The organism is Pseudomonas sp. 22085 (genome assembly GCF_052045815.1).
Lineage (GTDB): Bacteria > Pseudomonadota > Gammaproteobacteria > Pseudomonadales > Pseudomonadaceae > Aquipseudomonas > Aquipseudomonas glycinae.
Genome location: NZ_JBQEQA010000017.1, coordinates 45,179 through 62,057, shown reverse-complemented (window position 1 = coordinate 62,057; position 16,879 = coordinate 45,179). Strand labels below are relative to the sequence as shown.

Below are 16,879 nucleotides of genomic sequence, written 5' to 3'. Positions count from 1 at the left end.
CGGTAATTTTTCGTACAGAACATAAGGAATCAGCTCAATTGACCAAGCCTGGTCATTGGTAGAACGTGTGGCGGCGTCAGCAATCTTCAATTCACTTACACAAGGATGTGCATGTAATGAGTGCATACAGTTTCAGGACTTTCGACAATTTGCATTCCGGCATTTGCCCACAAAACCCCATCACATCAGGCGGGTGTTTCCATGCAAAGCCATGAAGCAAGAGTATCCGTGAGTCCGGTTGCCTCTCTCTCCGACAGTCGCGCCAGTATTAAAGACGAATTCAAATGCAACGCCAGAAATACTGGAGAAAACGATATGGAAACGCGCGTCATCGAGCTGGAAACCCACCTCAAGTACATTCGACGTGACATGGACGAAGTCAGAGGCGACGTCAAAGCCATCAAACACCGTCTTGCCTACTCGGCAGGTGCGACAGCGATGGTGCTCGGACTGCTGGGCTGGATTGCCAACAGCCGGTTTGATCAGCTCGTCACACTGCTCGGCCGTTGACCCGTTGAAAGGCAGGCATCGTTTAGCGACTGTGCCTGCCTTTCAAATGCCTGCAATCAATCGAGAAGCTCGCTGAGTGGAATGAATGGCACCTGGTCTCCCTTGGCCAAGACTCGCCCTTCCTGCACTTCCACCAACCCCTCGGCCCAGGCAGCGCTGCGCAGAACACCCGAACTCTGGTTACGGTAGATAATCGCCAGTCCCTGCTCCAGGCGACCACGCAGAAATTCACGACGGTTACCGGCCTGAGGCCAGACAAATCCTGCTGGGACTGAAAACTTCAGCGGCTCGACATCCTGCACGCCTTGGCGACGCAACAGGTAAGGTCGGGTCAACAAGGCAAAAGTCACCAGTGTCGAGGCAGGATTTCCCGGCAATCCAATCACCGGAACGCCACGAAAATGTCCGACCGTCAGCGGCTTGCCGGGTTTGATTGCCAGTTTCCAGAGGGTCAGCTCACCCTCTTCCCTCAATGCAATTCCAAGGAAATCCGCTTCTCCGACCGATACGCCACCGGTCGACAGAATAAGGTCTACATTCTGCAGCTCTCCAAGTCGCTCACGGGTGATGTACAGGTCATCAGGCAGAATACCGGCATCCACCACTTCACATCCCAAACGCTGCAACCAGCTGCACAACAACACCCGATTGCTGTTGTAGATCTGTCCCGGCCCCAGTGTTGTGCCCGGTTCGACTAATTCGTTCCCCGTGGACAGCACCGCCACACGAACCCGGCGAACCACTTCGAGCTCTGCACAACCCAGCGATGCGGCCAGCCCCTGTTCGATCGGACCCAGCCGGGTTCCGGCGGCCAGGACCAATTCCCCGACAGTCGTTTCCTGCCCTTGCGGGCGAATGTTCTGCCCTGCCACCATCGTTTCGATGAACCTCACGCGCTCATCGGCATGAATCTCGACGTTTTCCTGCATCTCGACACAGTCGGCACCCGCAGGCACCGGCGCGCCGGTAAAGATCCGGGCACAGGTACCCGGCTTCAAGGGCTCGGGCGCCTGTCCGGCAAAGATCTTCTGACTGACCGGCATCGGCTCGCCGGTCCAGTCGGCCAGATTCAAGGCATAACCGTCCATGGCGCTGTTCGGCCATGGCGGCAGATCCAGTGTCGAAACCAGATCCTGCGCCAGCACCCGCCCTTGAACCTGCGCCAGTGGCAAACACTCGCTCTCGACAATCCGCGAGCCCTCGGCCATTTCCAGCAACCGCGCCAATGCCGCTTCGACAGGCATCAGGCTGCCGGTCTTGCCCGGCTTACCCACGGGATTCACAAGGCGCCGCCTGTTTCAGATGAGTGACGAAATTGCACGGGCGGTGACGTGAGTCCAGTTGCTCGGCGAGTATGCCGTCCCAACCGGTACGGACCGCGTTGGTTGAACCTGGCAGGCAGCAGACCAGCGTGCCATTGGCCAGTCCCGCCAAAGCCCGGGATTGCACGGTGGAGGTGCCGATGTCGGCCACCGAGATCTGGCGGAACAGCTCACCAAAACCATCAACCTGCTTGTCCAGCAGGCAAGCGACCGCTTCCGGGGTGCTGTCGCGGCCGGTGAAACCGGTTCCGCCGGTAATCAGCACCACTTGCACGACGTCATCGGCAATCCACTGAGCGACTTGCGCACGGATTTTGTACAGGTCATCTTTGAGCAGCACCCGCTGCGCCAGATGGTGACCTGCGGCCATCAAGCGGTCGACGAAGACCTGACCGGAAGTATCGGTTTCCAGGGTTCGGGTGTCGCTGACCGTCAGCACCGCGATATTGAGTGGTGCGAAAGGCACATCAGCCTTGGCTTTCATAGGCTCGTCCAGTTGTAGGAGAAACAGCCCGGTGTTATATCACAGCGCCCCCTTTTTACGCCGCCCCTGCGGAGAGCTGCCATGACCTCGAACACGCCATTATCACCCTGCTCCGTCCTGCTGCTGGCGGGTGGACGCGGTCAGCGAATGGGCGGACAGGACAAGGGACTTGTGCAATGGCACGGTGAACCGCTGATTGCGCATCTGCAGCGCAAGGTTCGTCCGATGACAGATGATCTGATCATTTCGTGCAACCGCAATCGTGAGCGCTATGCACCCTTTGCCGACCAACTGGTGAGCGATGACGAGGAAGATTTTCCCGGCCCGCTGGCTGGAATACTTGCGGGTCTGAAAGCCGCTCGCCACCCCCATCTGCTGGTGCTGCCCTGCGATGTGCCGCGAATCGATCTTGCGCTGTTGCGAGACATGCGCGAGGCGGCCGGTCTGAATCCTGAAAAACCTTTAATGTTGCGACATGACGAACATTGGGAGCCCCTGCTTTGCGTGATTCCCGCGGCACTCCTGCCCGCATTCGAAAGAGCCTGGAACGCGGGAGAACGCAGCCCCGGCCGGCTGATGCGCGACCTTGATGCCCAGGCCCTGATTTGCCCTGACAACGACCCACGCCTGGCTAACCTCAACACCCCTGAACTGTTGAGTTCACACAACACTGTGTCAGACTGACAGCATTCAAGGAACTTGCACGCCTTGTATACGTCTCAAGCTCAGTAACCAAAAGAATTTCCCTTCGGAGACACACTCATGACTCAACGGACCCTCGCCACTTTCATGCTCGCACTGGGCCTCGCCACCCTCGCCGGTTGCGCTTCGCCAACAGTGATCACCTTGAATGACGGTCGCGAAATCCAGGCTGTCGACGCCCCCAAGTATGATGAAGATTCGGGCTTCTACGAATTCGAACAACTGGACGGCAAGCACACTCGCATCAACAAGGATCAGGTTCGTACTGTCAAAGAGCTCTGATTTTTCAGTTCGACACCCGATACAGAAAAGCCCGCAATATGCGGGCTTTTTCGTATCTCACCGAAAAGGATCGATGTCGGGATCACCAATCCAGCGTTATGCGGCTCTCGAACTCACGGGGCTCTCCCGTAACCGGATCAATGAACCGCAGGCCTTGCGCCAGGAGTTTCAGCGGATTGGCATAATCATCCACCGCGTCTTTGAGCACTTCAGGGTAAAACGGATCATTGCAGATGCTCGCCCCGAGCGCCGTCATGTGTACCCGCAGCTGATGCTTCTTGCCGGTTACCGGATAGAGGCCGTACCGCCATAGGTCACCATTCTTTTCACGCACCTCCACCGCCGTTTCGGTGTTACTCACACCCGGCCCTTCCTGCATGCGGAAAAACGGTTCGCCATCGATCATGCGACTCTTGTGCACCAACGGGAATTCCAGCCCGGGCAGCGCGGCAGCAATGGCCTCATAGCGCTTCTCGATCTGCCGCGTCGGGAACAGCGACTGATACGCCGACCGCGTCTGCGGGTTGGCAGAGAAAATCACCAGCCCAGCCGTGTGCCGGTCAATCCGGTGCAGCGGCACCAGATGAGGATTGTCCAGACGCCGGATCAACCGGCGAAGCAACGTCTGTTCGACGTACTCGCCTGCCGGGGTCACAGGAAGGAAATGCGGCTTGTCCGCCACCACCAGATGATCGTCCGCATACAGGATCGACTCGACTACCGGGATCGGCTTTTCATCCGGCACTTCTCGAAAGTAGTGAATACGCAGCCCTTCTTTGTAGGGCAAATCCAGCGCGATTGGTTGGCCGTGGCCATCAAGCACCCGCCCCCGGGCGATTCGATCCAGCCACTGGTCGCGCCCGATGGCACTGAAATGCTCACACAGACAGTCGAGCACTGTCCGCCAGTTACCGGGGGGCAGATAAAGCGTGCTGGCCTGATTCTGTGCGGCGGAAAACGTGGGCGTACTGGACATATGGAGAACTCGAACCCTCAAAGCAGAACGGCATTATCCAACACCGAACGCAGCAGACCTAGCGCAGAATCAGGCGGGGATCGATTTGAGCGCCGCCGCCTCGGTGAACTCTTTGAGCCAGCGCAACACATCCACGGCCTCCCAGCGGCCCGGATCGTACAAGGCGTACAGAAGTCCCTGATATCCGACCACATCCAGTTGCTTGTGATAGCCGGCACGCTGGAACAAGGCTTCGATCTCGGCAAAACACGTATTGAAATGCAGCTTGTTGAAGGGTGTCTTGCCTTCCGTGACCAGACCGTCCAGGCGCAATTCGCGGACGGCCTCGCTCACCACGTCAATCGACATCCCGTTCACGCTGCTTTTCAACTGTTCGACATTGACCACGGTTGCTCCCTCTGACATCCGGCTTGCCCTGATGAATGCCCGAGAACGGCATGGCAGGCCAACCCAATTACTGTATGCGCATACAGTAACCGAATAACCCGAACAGTGCCAAGCCGTGATTAAGCGAAGGTGGCGGACGCCATCAATGCAGAAAAGAAAAAAACCTCAACGCAGGAAGGCCACCACCTGATCGGCACTGAATGGCCATCCCAGTTCCGCGCCGGTATCGACCCTGCGCAAGACCGGGATCCGCAGGCTGTAGGCCTCGAACCACGATTCATCGTCAGCAATATCCACCAGCTCAACCAGCAGACCATGCTCGACAAACGGCATCAGTTCGGCCTCCGCGACTTCACACAAATGGCACCCCAGGGTGCCGAACAACTGGCATTCAGGAAGCATGTGCGCTCAACCCCAAAAATCGAGTGATCATTCTAGGCTTGCCCGCAAAGCCCGTCGACCCACCCTCCGGGTTCGATCCCGCCCCTCGTAAAACCCTGATGTAAATCAGCCCACAAAATCGCCATTTACGCGATGCTCCGGTGTTTTTTACCTCTACGCTTGAAGAGCCTGACCTGTCCCGGAGTGTCTTGTGTTTGCCAATCTGCTGATCATTCTGGCGTCGTCCCTGGTGATGATTGCCCTGTTCCGACGCCTGCGCCTGCCCCCTGTGCTGGGCTACCTGTGCGTGGGGTTGATGGTCGGGCCGAAGGCGTTCGACTGGATCAATGAAAGCGAACACTTGCCGGATCTTGCCGAACTGGGCGTGGTGTTTCTGCTGTTTTCCCTGGGGCTGGAATTCTCTCTGTCGAAAATGATTGCCCTGCGCCAGGTGGTTTTCCGTCTGGGCAGCCAGCAGGTGCTGGTCACCACTCTTCTGCTGGGAGGCGTGCTGATGCTGCTGGGCATGCCGGCCATACCGGCCTTGCTGCTGGGCGCCGGCCTGTCGCTGTCATCCACGGCGATTGTGACCAAGGAATTGGGTAGTCTCGGCGAAATCTTCAGCAGCCACGGCCAGAACGCCGTCGGCGTTCTGTTGTTTCAGGATGTGGTAGCCGTATTGCTGCTCACGCTGGTGCCGGTATTCGCCGGCAGCAGTGATCAGGCCTGGTACTGGGCGCTGCCCCTGACCTTGTTGAAGACCGTATTGCTGTTTTTCGGTTTGTTGCTGGCCAGCCGCTGGCTGCTGCCCCGCCTGTTCCAGGAAGTCGCGGCGTCGCGCTCGCCGGAGCTGTTCGTGCTGCTGGCCCTGGTGATCGTATTGCTGACAGCCTGGCTGACCCACCTGCTGGGCCTGTCTCCGGCCCTCGGCGCGTTCCTCGCGGGCATGCTGCTGGGCGAGAGCCATTACCGGCATCAGATCGAGGCCGATATCCGGCCGTTTCGCGACATTCTGCTGGGACTGTTTTTCGTCAGCATCGGCATGCTGATCGACCTGCAACTGTTCGCCAGCCACAGCCTGCTGATTATCGGCATGACTCTGGGATTACTGGTTATCAAAGGTCTGGTGGTGGCGCTGTTGGTGAAATGGCGCGGCAGCGACAGTGAAACGGCCTGGCGCAGCGGCCTTGCCCTCGCCCAGGGCGGTGAGTTCTGCTTCGCCCTGATGGCGCAGATGCAACAGACACGGCTGCTCCCCGCCGAACTCGGTGCCCTGCTGCTCGCCGCCACGTTCTGCTCGATGCTGCTGACACCCCTGCTGTTACGCGCCGCTCCACGCATCGCCGCCGCCCTGCACCGCAAGCCCAATCAGGAAGCACAGATCGAGGAAATCAGTGCCCTCAATGCCGGGTTCGACGGGCATGTGGTGATCTGTGGCTACGGCCGTGTCGGTCAGTCGATCGGACGCTTCATGCGCAATGCCGGGCAAACCTACGTCGCGCTGGACAACGATCCGGTGCGGATACAGGAAGCCGCCACCGCCGAACGCGACGTCCACTACGGCGATTCAACCCGCGGCGATCTTTTGATCGCCGTCGGCTTATTGCGCGCCAGATTGCTGGTGATTGCCGTGGACCAAGCCGACGTGGCCCTGCGGGTTCTCAAGGAGGCCCGACGCCTCAACCCGACAGTGCCGATCCTGGTGCGCACCCGGGACGACAGCCAGTCGGCCGAGTTGAAAGCAGCCGGCGCCAGCGAAGTGGTGCCGGAACTGCTGGAGTCGAGCCTGATGCTCGGTTCCCACGCCCTGATCCTGCTTGGGTTTCCCGCGCACCGGGTGCAGGAGAAAGTCGATCAGGTGCGCATTGATCGTTATCGCCTGCTTCACGGTTTTTACCCCGGAGCCGACGATGAAGAGACCTAGTCCTGGCTCACCGCGCCGATCTTGTGCAGCGACAGGTCAGCGCCGTAGTACTCCTGTTCCTGGCTCAGGCGCAGACCATGCAGCGCCTTGATCGAGCCGTACACGGCGAAACCGCCGATCAACGCCACCGCCACTCCAAGGGCGGTGCCGATCAACTGGCTGATCAGGCTGACACCGCCGAGCCCACCCAGCGCGGTCGAGCCGAAAATCCCGCAGGCAATGCCGCCCCATACGCCACACAGACCGTGCAATGGCCAGACACCCAGCACATCGTCGATCCGCCATTTGACCTGCGCCGCCGTGAAGCACCAGACAAACAGGGCACCGGCAATCGCGCCGGTCATCAGCGCGCCGACCGGGTGCATCAGGTCGGAACCGGCGCACACCGCCACCAACCCGGCCAACGGGCCGTTGTGCAGGAAGCCCGGATCGTTGCGCCCGACGATCAACGCCGCCACCGTGCCGCCGACCATCGCCATCAGCGAGTTGACCGCCACCAGTCCGCTGACCCCTTGCAGAGTCTGCGCGCTCATTACGTTGAAGCCAAACCAGCCGACGATCAGAATCCACGAACCCAAGGCCAGAAACGGAATGCTCGACGGCGCGAACGCGACCAGCTTGCCGTCACGATAGCGTCCGTTGCGCGGCCCGAGCAGCAGCACTGCCGCCAACGCCAGCCAGCCGCCCATGGCATGCACCACCACCGAACCTGCAAAGTCATGGAAAGCGGCGCCAAACTGCGCGGTCAGCCAGGCTTGCAGACCGTAGTTGCCGTTCCAGATCATCCCTTCGAAAAACGGGTAAATGAACGCTACGATCAGCGCCGTGGCGCACAGTTGCGGCACAAACCGCGCCCGCTCGGCGATGCCGCCGGAAATGATCGCCGGGATCGCCGCCGCGAAGGTCAGCAGGAAGAAAAACTTCACCAGTCCATAACCATGATCGGCACTGAGCACCGCCGCCGGTTGCAGGAAGGTCACTCCATACGAAAGCCAATAGCCTATAAAGAAATAGGCGAGGGTCGACACCGCGAAGTCGCTGAGAATCTTCGACAGTGCGTTGACCTGGTTTTTCTGGCGAACCGTTCCGACCTCCAGAAACGCGAAACCGGCGTGCATGGCCAGAACCATGACTGCACCGATCAGAATGAACAACGTATTGGAACTGTGAACCAGCGTGTCCACAGCGCTTTGCAGATTTTCCATGAGGAGGCAGACCCGAGGCTGAAAAAGGCACCAAAGCGGTTCATGCGCACATTTCATGCACCAAGTTGCGACCACGCAGTCACTGATCCGGTGGGTCAGTGAACCGCTTTGGCGCACAAGGTCGATGGGCTGACATGAACCTTCATCATCCGGGCCTTGCTCTGCCCGGCTTCGCGCCCGGCAACAGCGCACTGCCACCGATCGACGCACCACGACACAGCAAAAGTTGTACCAGCCATTTGCACTGAACCTTCACTCTTGGCTCATACTCGAACGCTTCAGAACACCGCTTCAGAACGCCACTTACGGAGATCCCCCATGGCCAGCATCAAGGCAAAGACTGCTCAAGAAATCCTGATGAACGACTTCCAGACCCTGGTCAGCGACACTGAACGCTTGCTGGAGCACACCGCCACGCTGGCCGGTGATCAGGCTGACGAGCTGCGCGAACAGATCCACGAAAGCCTGCTGCGCGCGCGGGAAACCTTGAAGCTGACCGAAGACACCCTGCGCGAGCGCGGTCAGGCGGCGGTCACCGCGACCGAGGAATATGTGTCGGCCAACCCTTGGCAATCGGTGGGCATTGCTGCTGGCGTCGGCTTCCTGATTGGCCTGCTGGCCACGCGGCGCTGATCATGTCGATCGGTGAATCCGGCCCGAACTCGGGCACCGCCTCCTCCACGCGTCGTCTGGGTGCTGCCGTTCTCGGTCTGCTGCACAGCCATGTCGAGTTGTTCGGCATCGAACTGCAGGAACAGAAAGCACGCACCGTCAGTCTGTTGCTGTTCGCCGGCCTGGCGCTGGTGTTTGCGCTGCTGTTGCTGGTCGGCCTGTCGACCCTCGTACTGATCGTGTTCTGGGATACGTATCGCCTGGCTGCAATCATTGGTCTGTGCGTGTTCTACACCCTGGCGGCAATCTTTTGCGCGCTGCGTCTGAAGGCCGCAATCTTCGATGAATCCTCGCCCTTCCACGGCACGCTGGAAGAACTGGCCAATGACCGGGAGCGCCTGCTGCCATGAGCCTGCCTGAACTTCCGCACAACAGCTCACGCCGGGAAATGCGCAAGGCACTGATCCGTCTGCGCATGGAAATGCATCGTCAGGAAATCCGCCACGAAACCGGCCAGGTACTGCAACCTCTGCAACGCATGCGTGGCATGACGCAAAACCTGCAGGGCGGTTTCGGCATCAAGCACGCGCCGTTATGGGGCGTGGCGGCCGTGACGCTGCTGGGCTTCATCACCGGTAAAGGGGCCAAAAACGGTGGTGTCGGCGGCTTGACCCGCCTGATCCGCCTCGGCACCAGCCTCGCTCCGCTGATCAAGCTGGTCATGCAGAGTTCGAACAAGCGCTGAAACCCTCGCATCTGGCTGCATTCTTGCAACACCAGCGGGATTGAATCTCTTATCCGGAGGTTCAATCCCGCTTGCCTATCCGGCCGGCAGAATTCGACCAGAACAAGAACGACAAGGAGGCCCCGTGATCGACGGGCAACCGCTCGCCTGCTTTCAACCCTTCATCGATACCGCCACCGGACGCATTGCCGGCGTCGAGGCACTGGGTCGTCTGCGTCAGGCCGATGGCCAACTGGCATCCGTCGGACCGCTGTTCGCCGACCCGCGTACACCGGCCATCGCGCTGCGCCGACTGGATCGGCAGATACGCGACAACGCGCTGAGCCGATTGCACGAAGCACCGCCGGACTGGTTTCTCAGCCTGAACATGTCACCGCGCTGGATCAGTCGCTTGCGGGCCGACCAGGCACTGCCGAGCCTGAAACAGCTCGCCCGGCATGGTATCGACCCGCAACGGATTGTTTTCGAGATCACCGAACTCGGCGGTAACAGTCAGCGCCTGAGCGAAGTCGTGACACGCTATCGCGATGCCGGCGCCCGGATCGCCATCGACGATTTTGGCGCCGGTTATTCGCAGCTCGATCGAGTGCTGGCGCTGCAACCGGACATTCTCAAACTCGACATGCGCCTGTTTCAGGCGGCCGCACTGGGCGGGCCAAGCAGCGACGTGGTCAAGGCCCTCGCGCAAATGGCCGAAAAAACCGGTTGCTGGATCATTGCCGAAGGCGTGGAAACCGACGCGCAACTGAATTTTGCGCTGGAATGTGGATCGCGCTACGTTCAGGGTTTTCTGTTCGCCCGGGCACAGGAGGCGCTTTTCGGTACCAATGACTTCGTTGAACGCTTCGCCGGCCTGCGCCAGTCGTATGTGCGTCAGAAGCTGGCCGAACGCAGCAAATGGATGTTCATGCGCCAGCAACTCAGTGAACTCATGACCATCCTGCAAACCTGGGCCCAGGCCCGCGCCCCGCTCAGTGCCCTGCCGCAACTCGACGCCTTTCCCTGGCTGCTGCGTTTTTACCAATGCGACCGTCACGGCACCCAACTGACGCCGAACCTGGAATGGCGCTCCAGCGGCTGGGTCGCCGACAATCGCTACCTGGGTCACAACTGGTCGTGGCGACCGTACTTCTATCATCTGCTGGCTGAGGGCTGGGAAGAACGGCGACTGACCCTTTCCAACACCTATCGCGATGCCACCAGCAATCAATATTGCCTGACCGCCGGACAGTTTTTCGATAACGGCGAGCGCCTGCTGCTGATCGACATCGATGCGGCGGGCTTGTAGTTGCGCTTGCAGATGCCAGCCTGAACCGGGAAGCTAGGGAACCAGTCACCCGACGGAGAGAATCAGCCTTGGATTGGCATACCCTGCTCAACCGCGAACGTCTCGGCAAACCGCTGCACAGCCCGCAGGAACTTGGCCGCAGCCCGTTCCATAAAGACCATGACCGCATCATCTTCTCCGGTGCCTTCCGCCGCCTGGGGCGCAAGACCCAGGTGCATCCGGTGTCGAGCAACGACCACATTCACACGCGCCTGACCCACTCGCTGGAAGTCAGTTGCGTCGGCCGTTCGCTGGGCATGCGCGTCGGCGAAACCCTGCGCCGCGCCCTGCCCGAATGGTGCGAACCTAGCGATCTGGGCATGGTGGTCCAGTCGGCCTGCCTGGCGCACGATATCGGTAATCCACCGTTCGGCCACTCCGGCGAAGACGCGATCCGTCACTGGTTCCAACAGGCTGCGGGGCGCGGCTGGCTGGATGCGATGAGTGACGCCGAACGCGGCGATTTCCTGAACTTCGAGGGCAATGCGCAGGGTTTCCGAGTGCTCACGCAGCTGGAATACCACCAGTTCGACGGCGGAACCCGGTTGACCTACGCCACCCTCGGCACCTACCTGAAGTACCCGTGGACCGCCCGTCACGCCGATTCCCTCGGTTACAAGAAGCACAAATTCGGCTGCTATCAGAGCGAGCTGCCGTTGCTTGAGCAGATCGCTCACAAACTCGGTCTGCCGCAACTGGAGGAGCAACGCTGGGCGCGCCATCCGCTGGTGTATCTGATGGAGGCGGCGGACGACATCTGTTACGCCTTGATCGATCTGGAAGATGGCCTGGAAATGGAGCTGCTGGAGTACGCCGAAGTCGAGTCGCTGCTGCTTGGCCTGGTAGGCGATGATCTGCCGGAAACCTATCGTCAGCTCGGCCCGCAGGATTCACGCCGGCGCAAACTGGCGATCCTGCGCGGCAAGGCCATCGAGCACCTGACCAACGCCGCCGCCCGGGCCTTCGTCGAACAGCAGGACGCATTGCTGGCCGGTACGCTGCCGGGGGATCTGGTGGAACATATGCACGGTCCGGCCAAGCGCTGCGTGCTGAACGCCAAGGACATCGCCCGCAAGAAAATCTTCCAGGACAAGCGCAAGACCCTGCATGAGATCGGCGCCTACACGACCCTGGAAATTCTGCTTAACGCGTTCTGTGGTGCCGCCCTGGAACAGCACAACGGCCGCACGCCGTCGTTCAAGAGTCGTCGAATTCTCGATTTGCTGGGGAACAATGCGCCGGATCCGCACGGCCCTCTGCACGCGTCATTCCTGCGAATGATCGATTTCATCGCTGGCATGACCGACAGCTACGCCAGTGACATGGCGCTGGAAATGACCGGACGTTCCAGTCATTGACACTTGCCACCCGATCGGTCTGCAATGGATCGGTCGGGCCCGGGGAGGCGGAAGCGAAACGACAAATACTTCCGTCGGGACTTGTTCAGAAAGCTCAAAGATAAAAGCAGAAACAATCAATTGCGCCTCACTCTTTTAAACTTCCCCGGCATCGATGATGCTTGATCATGAACAATCCTTGAACATCTCACGCCTCTACCTACGCCAAACCCAGTTAACACGTAGTCTGATTCCTCTTTGTTTGTAGGATTACTCCTAGATTGCCGCTACCCCCCTGTCAGTTCATGCGAGCGTTCATTCATCTGAGCTAAGGTTCGCCCTTTATTTGCGCTCGTATGGGATTTGATTATGAACTCCGTTTTTATTGTCGACGATCACCCGGTCATCCGCCTTGCCGTTCGAATGTTGCTGGAGCATGAAGGCTATAAAGTCGTTGGAGAAACCGATAACGGTGTCGACGCCATGCAGATGGTTCGCGAATGCATGCCCGACCTGATCATTCTCGACATCAGCATTCCCAAGCTCGATGGCCTGGAGGTCCTGGCCCGCTTCAACGCCATGAGTTCGCCCTTCAAGACGCTGGTATTGACTGCGCAATGTCCGACCCTGTTCGGCATTCGCTGCATGCAGTCAGGTGCATCGGGTTATGTGTGCAAACAGGAAGACCTGAGCGAACTGGTCAGTGCGATCAAGGCAGTTCTTTCCGGCTACAACTATTTCCCCAGTCAGGCGTTGAACCCTGTTCGTCACGATGACGTGCGTTATGCAGAGCTGGAGCTCTTCAAATCCGTCAATGATCGTGAACTTATGGTCTTGCAACTTTTTGCCTAGGGCCGCACCAACAAGGAAATTGCCAAAGGCATGTTCCTCAGCAACAAAACTGTAAGCACTTATAAAAAACGACTGATGCAAAAACTGAAAGCCAAGTCTCTCGTAGAACTTATTGAAATGGCCAAACGTAACGCACTCGTGTGAGAGTCAACATGTCCAGCCGTTTAATGAGTGTTCTGATTGCATGGAGTGCATGTCTGGGGTTTTGCACCTCTCTGACAGCCGCATCACCCGCCTCGCAAGACTTCACCCTGCTGGGTCGCTCGACCGAGCGGACAGTGCAGGCTGTGTTCGACCCATCGCAGGTGGCGTGGCTGCACAGTCGCAGTGAGTTGATTCTGGGGACCTCCGCCCCCGACTATCCTCCCTTCGACATGACAGCCAGCGGGCACGACTACGAAGGATTCACGGCGGATTACGCCATGCTCGTTGGTCAGGCAACCGGTCTGCCGATAAGGGTCAAACGGTTCTCCTCGCGGGAAGGGGCCATACGGGCATTGATCGACGGTCACATCGACATGCTTGGCACTTCCAACGGATTTGAAGCAGAGAACACCGATATCGTGCTGTCCAGGCCCTACGCCATTGATCAACCAGTCCTTGTGACGCGCGAAGGCGAAACCCGCACGCTGACCGAAGGTCTGGCAGGCCTGCGGCTGAGCATGCTGTATCACTACTTGCCGCTGGAAGATGTCAAGGCCATCTATCCCAAAGCCCTCATCACCTCCTATCCGTCCTATCAGAACGCAATCAATGCGGTAGCGTTCGATCAGGCGGACGTGTTCCTCGGTGACACCATTTCCACTCATTACATGATCAGCAAGGGATACCTGAACAACATCCGCATGGCCAACTTCGGCAAGCACGAAGCCCATGGTTTCAGCTTCGCCGTGCATCGCAACAATCCGCAGCTGCTTGCCATCATCGATACCGTGCTCAAGGCCGTGCCCGGCAGCGAGCGCGAAAACATCGCCAAGCGCTGGAGCGTCGGCAGCGACACACTTCTGACCGACCAGAAACTGCAACTGACCAAGCGCGAAGAGCAATGGCTGAAAAAGAATTCGGTCGTGAGCGTGGTGGTCAACGAAGCTTTCGCACCTCTGACGTTCTTTGACAGTGACGGCAATTTTCGCGGCATCAGCGCCGACTTGCTCGAACTCATCCGGCTGCGCACCGGACTGCGCTTCGAAATTCGCCGCAGCCGCAGCGACGCCGAAATGATCAAGCAGGTCGAGCACCACCAGGCTGACCTGATCGCGGCCCTGCTGCCTACCGCTCAACGCGAGGAAACCCTGAACTTCAGCCGCCCCTATCTGGAAAATTCATACGTACTGTTGACCCGGAAAGCCGCCGACAGTCCCACGCACCTTGGGCAACTCAAACGCAAGCGTCTGGCGATCGCTCAGGGCAATCCGATGATCGAATACCTGCGCAGGGAGTTTCCACGCATTCAACTGATCGAAACGCCGGATACTTTCAGTGCCGTGGCGCTGCTGGACGAAGGTCAGGTCGAAGGCGCAGTCAACTCCCTGGTCATCGCAAACTACTTCATTGCATCGCGAACCTTCGAGCATCCCTTGCAGATCACCACCACCATCGGCACCCGTCAGGCGGCTTTTTCTCTGGCGACTGCGCGGGACAACACAGAACTGAGCTCGATCATCGATAAATCGCTGATGAGCATCACGCCCGAAGAACTGGGCATCATCAATGGGCGCTGGCGTGGCTACTCAAGCGTTTCGCGAGGCACATGGCGTCAATATCAACGCTTTTTCTATCAAGTCATCGGCGGCGCCTGCCTGCTGTTGCTGCTGTCACTGCTCTGGAATGCTTACATGCGGCGCCAGATCAAACAGCGCAAGTCGGCGGAACGGGCCTTGAGCGATCAACTGGAATTCATGGGTTCACTGGTCAACGGTACGCCCCATCCAATCTACGTGCGAGATCGTGAGGGTCTGCTGCAAAGCTGCAATGACAGTTATCTTCAGGCGTTCAATGCCCGGCGCGAAGACGTCATCGGCAAAAGCGTGATGCAGGGCGCCTTGAACAACGCTTGCGAGGCCCTGACCTATCAGGCCGACTATCAGCGGGTAGTGGCCGAAGGCCGACCGCTTGTGCTCGACCGGCCGCTCCAGATCGGCAACCGACACCTGACGATCTATCACTGGATCCTGCCGTACCGGGACTCCAGCGGCGAAGTCCAGGGAATCATCGGCGGCTGGATCGACATCAGTGAACGCCGCGAGCTGCTCGATGAGCTGCGTGCAGCAAAGGAGCGGGCGGACGATGCCAGCCGGGCCAAGAGTACGTTTCTGGCGACCATGAGCCACGAGATCCGCACGCCGATGAACGCGGTGATCGGCATGCTCGAATTGACGCTCAAGCGCATGGACAAGGCTCATCCGGATCGCTCTGGAATCGAAACGGCCTACCATTCGGCCAAGGACCTGCTGGGCCTGATCGGCGACATACTGGACATTGCCCGCATTGAGTCCGGGCGACTGAGCCTGAACCCCGAGCGAATCAATCTGGTCGACACCATTGGCTCGGTGGTCAGAATCTTCGAAGGGCTCGCCCGGCAGAAACAGCTGTCACTGACCCTGTCCGTCTCTCCCCCTGAACTGAATGTCGATGTGCACCTCGACCCTCTGCGCTTCAAACAGGTGCTGTCGAACCTGATCAGCAATGCCATCAAGTTCACTGAAGCAGGACAGATCAGGATCACGCTGGATGTACTTCCCACCGATGATCCCGAACGCTCGATGATGCAATTGACCGTACAGGACAGTGGCATCGGGATATCGACGCAGGATCAGTTGCGATTGTTCGAGCCCTTTGCCCAGGCCGGCAACGGCGGGCCGCGAACGGTAAGCGGCACAGGGCTGGGGCTGGTTATCAGCCGCAACCTCTGCGAAATGATGGGTGGAAAGCTGCGGTTGAGCAGCCTGGCCGGAATCGGCACCCAGGTCACTCTGTCGCTGCCGCTGGCCATTCTGCCTGCAGAAGTGGCAAGCACCGAAGACGAACCGCAGATCCAGGCGTCTCTCACTCCGCTGACCGTTCTGGTGGTTGATGACCATCCGGCGAATCGGCTGCTGATGTGCCAGCAGCTGGAATACCTCGGCCATCGTTTCTGTATCGCCGAAGATGGCCAGCAAGGGCTGGAGCAATGGAAAAACGGCGAATTCGATCTGGTTATCGCCGATTGCAACATGCCCGTCATGAGCGGTTACGAGCTGACCCGGGCCATTCGTCAGCACGAAAAGCTCACCCGCCGACCTGCCTGCACGGTGCTGGGGTTCACCGCCAATGCCCAGCCGGAAGAGATTCTGCGCTGCAAGCAGGCAGGCATGAACGACTGCCTGTTCAAGCCCCTTAGCCTGACCAGCCTGAGTCAATGGGTCGACAGTGTTCAGCCACTGTTCCGCGCACCTGTGTTCAATCTGCAGGGACTGACGCTGCTGACCGGAGGCAATCCTGCCCAGACCCATCGATTGCTGACAGAACTGCTCAGCAGCAGTCGCCTTGACCGACAGGAGTTGCAGGCGCTGTCCCTCACCCGGGATCCCCCCGCACTGGCCGTCATCGCACACAAGATCAAGGGCGCCGCGCGCATTGCCCAGGCGTCGCGCCTGATCGACTGTTGCGATGCGCTTGAACAGGCCTGTCTGCAAGCACTGCCGGAGGATGAGATCGAGCGTCGCTGCCGGGCCAGCCGTCTTGCCATCCTGGAACTGGAGCAGGCACTGGAGCAGCAACTGGTCCGGCTCACCCGAAGCAAAGTGGCCGGAGCTTAACTATGCTTGAACGCTGAGCAGTGTGCTTACCTACAC

16 protein-coding genes and 1 pseudogene are annotated in these 16,879 nt (G+C 59.2%); 11 read left to right on the top strand and 6 right to left on the bottom strand.

The genetic code is table 11. The features are described 5' to 3' along the window. The first annotated feature begins 201 nt into the window (after positions 1-201). A complete protein-coding gene (locus tag ACTJK7_RS20840) occupies positions 202-510 on the top strand; it encodes a hypothetical protein (RefSeq protein ID WP_170928973.1) in 309 nt (102 codons plus the stop codon). Between the two features lie 56 nt (positions 511-566). On the opposite strand, the gene ACTJK7_RS20835 is transcribed toward ACTJK7_RS20840, so the two are convergent. Together ACTJK7_RS20835 and moaB are read right to left on the bottom strand one after the other, a co-directional pair. Beyond that, entirely contained in the window at positions 567-1,793 is a 1,227-nt protein-coding gene (locus ACTJK7_RS20835; protein ID WP_108562897.1) for a molybdopterin molybdotransferase MoeA, read from the bottom strand. Then, positions 1,777-2,316 carry a molybdenum cofactor biosynthesis protein B gene (gene moaB / locus ACTJK7_RS20830; protein ID WP_064383262.1) on the bottom strand — a complete coding sequence of 180 codons (540 nt, stop codon included), beginning with the start codon at positions 2,314-2,316 and terminating at the stop codon, positions 1,777-1,779. Before moaB ends, ACTJK7_RS20835 begins: the two co-directional genes overlap by 17 nt. An 81-nt stretch (positions 2,317-2,397) precedes the next feature. Here moaB and mobA point away from each other — a divergent pair, with 81 nt between their 5' ends. Beyond that, positions 2,398-3,000: a molybdenum cofactor guanylyltransferase MobA gene (gene mobA / locus ACTJK7_RS20825; RefSeq protein ID WP_085655133.1), complete on the top strand. Its 603-nt coding sequence runs from the start codon at positions 2,398-2,400 to the stop codon at positions 2,998-3,000. 78 nt (positions 3,001-3,078) lie between these two features. Next, on the top strand, positions 3,079-3,300 hold the full coding sequence (locus tag ACTJK7_RS20820) for a YgdI/YgdR family lipoprotein (protein WP_039770418.1): 222 nt from the start codon (positions 3,079-3,081) through the stop codon (positions 3,298-3,300). Between the two features lie 82 nt (positions 3,301-3,382). Here the strand turns inward: ACTJK7_RS20820 and ACTJK7_RS20815 are convergent, their stop codons facing one another. From ACTJK7_RS20815 to ACTJK7_RS20805, 3 genes are all read right to left on the bottom strand, one after another. Then, a complete protein-coding gene (locus ACTJK7_RS20815; RefSeq protein WP_064383265.1) occupies positions 3,383-4,276 on the bottom strand; it encodes a pseudouridine synthase in 894 nt (297 codons plus the stop codon). Positions 4,277-4,345: 69 nt separating this feature from the next. Beyond that, positions 4,346-4,663 carry a transcriptional regulator gene (locus ACTJK7_RS20810; protein WP_085655135.1) on the bottom strand — a complete coding sequence of 106 codons (318 nt, stop codon included), beginning with the start codon at positions 4,661-4,663 and terminating at the stop codon, positions 4,346-4,348. 165 nt (positions 4,664-4,828) lie between these two features. Then, positions 4,829-5,065 carry a glutaredoxin family protein gene (locus ACTJK7_RS20805; protein WP_007955734.1) on the bottom strand — a complete coding sequence of 79 codons (237 nt, stop codon included), beginning with the start codon at positions 5,063-5,065 and terminating at the stop codon, positions 4,829-4,831. A 190-nt stretch (positions 5,066-5,255) separates the two neighbouring features. Here ACTJK7_RS20805 and ACTJK7_RS20800 point away from each other — a divergent pair, with 190 nt between their 5' ends. Then, positions 5,256-6,968: a cation:proton antiporter gene (locus ACTJK7_RS20800; protein ID WP_440780166.1), complete on the top strand. Its 1,713-nt coding sequence runs from the start codon at positions 5,256-5,258 to the stop codon at positions 6,966-6,968. Here ACTJK7_RS20800 and ACTJK7_RS20795 read toward each other — a convergent pair. Beyond that, positions 6,965-8,173, bottom strand: a complete 1,209-nt coding sequence (locus ACTJK7_RS20795; protein ID WP_064383270.1) for an ammonium transporter — start codon at positions 8,171-8,173, stop codon at positions 6,965-6,967. The genes ACTJK7_RS20800 and ACTJK7_RS20795 overlap by 4 nt on opposite strands. Before the next feature lie 318 nt (positions 8,174-8,491). Here ACTJK7_RS20795 and ACTJK7_RS20790 point away from each other — a divergent pair, with 318 nt between their 5' ends. From ACTJK7_RS20790 to ACTJK7_RS20760, 7 genes and pseudogenes are all read left to right on the top strand, one after another. Next, positions 8,492-8,806, top strand: coding sequence for a DUF883 family protein (locus ACTJK7_RS20790; RefSeq protein WP_007955729.1), 315 nt, complete (start codon positions 8,492-8,494; stop codon positions 8,804-8,806). Between the two features lie 2 nt (positions 8,807-8,808). Next, entirely contained in the window at positions 8,809-9,195 is a 387-nt protein-coding gene (locus ACTJK7_RS20785) for a phage holin family protein (protein ID WP_011335280.1), read from the top strand. Next, complete coding sequence (locus ACTJK7_RS20780; RefSeq protein ID WP_064383273.1) at positions 9,192-9,530, top strand: hypothetical protein; 339 nt, start codon at positions 9,192-9,194, stop codon at positions 9,528-9,530. The genes ACTJK7_RS20785 and ACTJK7_RS20780 overlap by 4 nt, the downstream gene beginning before the upstream one ends. A 124-nt stretch (positions 9,531-9,654) precedes the next feature. Beyond that, entirely contained in the window at positions 9,655-10,818 is a 1,164-nt protein-coding gene (locus ACTJK7_RS20775; RefSeq protein WP_108562900.1) for an EAL domain-containing protein, read from the top strand. 68 nt (positions 10,819-10,886) lie between these two features. Next, complete coding sequence (locus tag ACTJK7_RS20770) at positions 10,887-12,215, top strand: deoxyguanosinetriphosphate triphosphohydrolase (protein WP_064383277.1); 1,329 nt, start codon at positions 10,887-10,889, stop codon at positions 12,213-12,215. A gap of 348 nt (positions 12,216-12,563) precedes the next feature. Then, a pseudogene (locus tag ACTJK7_RS20765) lies at positions 12,564-13,190 on the top strand (response regulator). Positions 13,191-13,198: 8 nt separating this feature from the next. Continuing rightward, complete coding sequence (locus ACTJK7_RS20760) at positions 13,199-16,843, top strand: transporter substrate-binding domain-containing protein (RefSeq protein ID WP_323150963.1); 3,645 nt, start codon at positions 13,199-13,201, stop codon at positions 16,841-16,843. Positions 16,844-16,879: the final 36 nt, after the last annotated feature.

What these genes read in the sequence shown, in the direction of transcription:
- ACTJK7_RS20805 (WP_007955734.1), bottom strand. Translation starts at nt 5,065, where the DNA reads ATGCTTCCTGAATGCCAGTTGTTCGGCACCCTGGGGTGCCATTTGTGT.
- ACTJK7_RS20820 (WP_039770418.1), top strand. Translation starts at nt 3,079, where the DNA reads ATGACTCAACGGACCCTCGCCACTTTCATGCTCGCACTGGGCCTCGCC.
- ACTJK7_RS20815 (WP_064383265.1), bottom strand. Translation starts at nt 4,276, where the DNA reads ATGTCCAGTACGCCCACGTTTTCCGCCGCACAGAATCAGGCCAGCACG.
- ACTJK7_RS20780 (WP_064383273.1), top strand. Translation starts at nt 9,192, where the DNA reads ATGAGCCTGCCTGAACTTCCGCACAACAGCTCACGCCGGGAAATGCGC.
- ACTJK7_RS20795 (WP_064383270.1), bottom strand. Translation starts at nt 8,173, where the DNA reads ATGGAAAATCTGCAAAGCGCTGTGGACACGCTGGTTCACAGTTCCAAT.
- mobA (WP_085655133.1), top strand. Translation starts at nt 2,398, where the DNA reads ATGACCTCGAACACGCCATTATCACCCTGCTCCGTCCTGCTGCTGGCG.
- moaB (WP_064383262.1), bottom strand. Translation starts at nt 2,316, where the DNA reads ATGAAAGCCAAGGCTGATGTGCCTTTCGCACCACTCAATATCGCGGTG.
- ACTJK7_RS20840 (WP_170928973.1), top strand. Translation starts at nt 202, where the DNA reads ATGCAAAGCCATGAAGCAAGAGTATCCGTGAGTCCGGTTGCCTCTCTC.
- ACTJK7_RS20790 (WP_007955729.1), top strand. Translation starts at nt 8,492, where the DNA reads ATGGCCAGCATCAAGGCAAAGACTGCTCAAGAAATCCTGATGAACGAC.
- ACTJK7_RS20785 (WP_011335280.1), top strand. Translation starts at nt 8,809, where the DNA reads ATGTCGATCGGTGAATCCGGCCCGAACTCGGGCACCGCCTCCTCCACG.
- ACTJK7_RS20760 (WP_323150963.1), top strand. Translation starts at nt 13,199, where the DNA reads ATGTCCAGCCGTTTAATGAGTGTTCTGATTGCATGGAGTGCATGTCTG.